Source organism: Methylomagnum sp. (assembly GCF_054333355.1).
Window position 1 is genome coordinate 1 of record NZ_JBTEKS010000435.1, and the last position, 3,475, is coordinate 3,475.

Consider the following 3,475-nt stretch of genomic DNA (forward strand, 5'->3'; position numbering starts at 1 on the left):
CCCGGCCCGCGGTAGCTCGGGCCTCCGGGCTCCGGTCCTCCGCCCTCCGAGGGGGTGCGGGGGAGCCTTCCCCCGCCCCGCGCAGCGGCGGATTTTTGGCGGGGTTTGCGGGTATCATGGCGACGCCGGGCGGCGACGCCCGGTCAGGCGGTCTGGATAGGTCGTGCGGGGCGGCGCGTGGAACAACCACCGAGACAACACACGCTGCGCCTACCGCAACAGGAATCAACCCGACAACCGCAACAACAACCTGGGGTTTCGTGTGGTGTTGATTTCGGCCCATGTTCTTCCCGCCCTTCTTCTGGTCCAGCCGGGCGGCGGGACGGCGTGCGCCGGGGCGACCCGGCGGCGCTCCGGCAATGTGGGCCGATCACGGTCGTTGTGATTGGCCCGCCGAGGCGAAGGAAGAAGAACAGCGCCAGACAGGTCTGGTCCGAGCGCGGGCCGCGAGGCAGGGCGATACCGGGGCGTCGCCAGCGCCGGGCGCATACCGAAGCCTGGGCGCGGTCTGGCCTCCGGCCCGCCGCGCCCGCCCCGACCCTCATTCAAGCGGGAGCCTTCCGGCCCGCCTCGTCCAGCGCCTTCCGGGTCTGCCGTATCCATCCCCCCAACAGCTTCCCCAGGCCCGCCACCATGCGGCTGACGTGTTCGTACTGGCCGCTGCTCAGCCAGTCCCAGTGCCGGGCCAGGCGCAGGTATAGCCGCAGCTTGTCGAGGTGGGCGTCGGCCGCTTCCAAATGGGACAGCCGCCCCGCGCCGTGGCGGGCGTTGGCGTCGAACAGGGCTTCCTGGAAATCCAGGGCCGCGCCGGTCAGGCGTTGCGTGACCACGAAGCGCTGCGACTTGGGGAAGCGCTCGCACTGGGGCAGCAGCCACGTCAGGAGGTCATAGGTTTGAACGAGGATCGCGAGGTCTTTGGCATCGGCCATGGAAGCGCACCGCTGGGGGAATGGGAAGCCGTCACCGCCTTCGGTAATCTGTGGCTGGCCTACCGGAAGGCGGCGCGGGGCAAGCGCCGCACCCGGACCGCCGCCTCTTTCGAATACCAAGTGGCCGACCGGTTGGTCACCCTGCGGGAGGAACTGCTCGGCAAGACCTACCGTCCCGGCGCCTATTGCCACTTCATCATCCACGAGCCCAAGCGGCGGAAAATCAGCGCCGCACCGTTCCGCGACCGGGTGGTCCACCACGCGCTCTGCAACATCATCGAACCCCGCTTCGAGGCCCGCTTCACCCATCACAGCTACGCCAACCGGGTGGGCAAGGGCACCCACCGGGCGCTGGATTGCCTGCAACGGTGGGCGGGACGCTACCGTTACGTGCTGCGGGCCGACGTGGTGCAGCATTTCCCGTCCCTGGACCACGCCATCCTGCGGGCCAAGATCGCCCGCGTCATCCACGATCCCGACGTGCTGTGGCTGGTGGACGCCATCCTCGCCAGCGGCGCGGGCGTGCTGGCGGACCAATACAGCCAAGTCTATTTCCCCGGCGACGACCTCCTGGCTGCCTGTCGGCCACGGGGTCTGCCCATCGGCAACCTCACCTCGCAGTTCTGGTCGAACGCCTACCTGAACGACTTCGACGGGTTCGTGGCGCGGGAATTGGGCTGTCCGGCCTATCTGCGCTATGTGGACGATTTCGCCCTGTTCGGCGACTGCAAGGCCACCCTGTGGGCCTGGAAAGCCGCCATCGTCGCCCGGCTGGCGCGGGAACGGCTGACGATCCACGAGGCCGAGGCCCAGGTGTTGCCCACCCGCTGCGGAATCCCCTGGCTGGGCTTCGTGGTCCACCCGACCCACCGCCTGTTGAAGGGCCGCAACGCCGTCAAGTTCACCCGGAAATTCGAGCGGCTGCTGGACCTCTACGGCGCGGGCCGGATCAGCTACGCGGAATTGGACGCCAGCGTGCAGGGCTGGATCAACCACGTCCGCTATGCCGACACCTGGGGGCTGCGGGAGCACCTGTTCGACACCCACCCCATCCCCTTGCCGCCCCTCCGCCCGCCCGCCGCGTGAAAAAAATCGCCGCTGCGCGGGCGGGGGAAGGCTCCCCCGCACCCCCTCGGAGGGCGGAGGGCCGGAGCCCGGAGGCCCGAGCTACCGGGGCCGGAGAAAGCGAACAGGGGCCGAAATCAACACCACACGAAACCCCAGGTCGTCGTAGCGGGCCACGGGCCGATCCCAGTAGCGGCAGGCGCAGCGTGAGTCGACCCGGTGGACGTCCCACGCGCCGCCCCGCACGACCCGGAGCACATTATCACCCGCCGTTTGATCCTCCCGGCATGCATCTTGAAAATCGTAGGGATAGCCGAAGGTGGGTTTATCCCAGTCTTCACCCCACAAATTCCGAGTCCACTCCCAGACGTTTCCCGCCATGTCGGACAGGCTATAGTCGTTGGCCGGGAAGCATCCGACCGCCGAAGCGTCGCCGATCCCGGTCTCGTCGGTGTTGGCCCGCTCCGGGTCGGGTTCATCGCCCCAGGGGAAGACCTTCCCCACCAAGCCGCCCCGCGCCGCCTTCTCCCATTCCAATTCGCTGGGCAGGGCCACCCGCCAGCCTGCGCGGACCAGGCAGGCGACCTCCGTGCCCGCCAGTTCCGGGGCGGTGTTGAGCTTTTCGTTCAACCAATCCGCATAGGCCAGCGCCTCATGCCAACTCACCCAGCGCACCGGGCGGGTGTCCGGGTCGCGCAGGGCGTCGGCGTCGCCGGGTCCCCGCCCGGTGGCGTCCACATAGGCCCGGAATTGCGCCACGGTCACGGGATAACGGGCGATGAGGAATTCCGGCGTCGGGGTCGGCGTATCGTTGAGTTCATTCTCCGGCACATTTCGACCGACGATCCCGGCCACCCGCGCCGCGTCCGCCCGACGGGTGCCGATGCAAAACGCCGGGTCAGCCGGAATCCGCACAAACCCCAGGTTTTCATCCGCTGGCAAACAAAACCGCTCCGGCCCATGGAAACGCGGGTCGCCCAACCGGGCCAAAACGTCCCCCGACTCAGCACGCTGCGTAGCGGGCAGACCGCCCGACTCAGGATGGACATCCAAGCCCGCCGCCAGCCAGCTCCGCACCCGCTGGACGATGGCCTCGTATGACTTCTCAACCACTTTGAGGTCGATTTCCAAAAGCTGCTGGGCGGCCAAGCGGGCACAGTTCCAGTCGGCGGGTTCGATACGTCGTTTGGCGGAGACCTCCCCGACGCTTCGATACTCGACCAAGCCATCCGCCGCATGAGTGCCCAGATCGGGCTTGGCGAGTCGAGCCGCCAGCACCAGGGCTTCCCGCCAATGGTCCGGGGCGCTCCGGGCCAGCGTGCGACAGGTGGCGGCAAACTCCACCTTGGATGCCAGATGGCAGGCGGCGAGGAATTCCTGAAACGTGCGATGGGGAAAGGTGAATTGTCGCTCGCGGCTTTTTTCGCCCTGGCCGATCAACAACCCGGCCCGATGGTCGATGTAGTCGATGGCCCGCCGCG

Annotated in this window: 4 protein-coding genes; 2 read left to right on the forward strand and 2 right to left on the reverse strand. The window is 68.0% G+C overall.

The features are described 5' to 3' along the window. The first annotated feature begins 163 nt into the window (after window positions 1-163). Window positions 164-385, forward strand: coding sequence for an SUMF1/EgtB/PvdO family nonheme iron enzyme (locus ACXWUF_RS20650; protein WP_458496441.1), 222 nt, complete (start codon window positions 164-166; stop codon window positions 383-385). Between the two features lie 160 nt (window positions 386-545). Here ACXWUF_RS20650 and avd read toward each other — a convergent pair whose 3' ends face one another. Next, the gene (gene avd / locus ACXWUF_RS20655; RefSeq protein ID WP_458496442.1) at window positions 546-929 is read right to left on the reverse strand and encodes a diversity-generating retroelement protein Avd; all 384 of its coding nucleotides are present in this window, start codon (window positions 927-929) and stop codon (window positions 546-548) included. Between avd and ACXWUF_RS20660 the strand changes: the two genes are divergently transcribed. Beyond that, window positions 894-2,015: a reverse transcriptase domain-containing protein gene (locus ACXWUF_RS20660; RefSeq protein ID WP_458496443.1), complete on the forward strand. Its 1,122-nt coding sequence runs from the start codon at window positions 894-896 to the stop codon at window positions 2,013-2,015. The genes avd and ACXWUF_RS20660 overlap by 36 nt on opposite strands. 81 nt (window positions 2,016-2,096) lie before the next feature. On the opposite strand, the gene ACXWUF_RS20665 is transcribed toward ACXWUF_RS20660, so the two are convergent. Next, the coding region (locus ACXWUF_RS20665) for a formylglycine-generating enzyme family protein (protein ID WP_458496444.1) at window positions 2,097-3,475 on the reverse strand (1,379 nt) is incomplete at its 5' end.

Coding starts and splice junctions, on each gene's coding strand:
- avd (WP_458496442.1), bottom strand. CDS start 929: ATGGCCGATGCCAAAGACCTCGCGATCCTCGTTCAAACCTATGACCTC.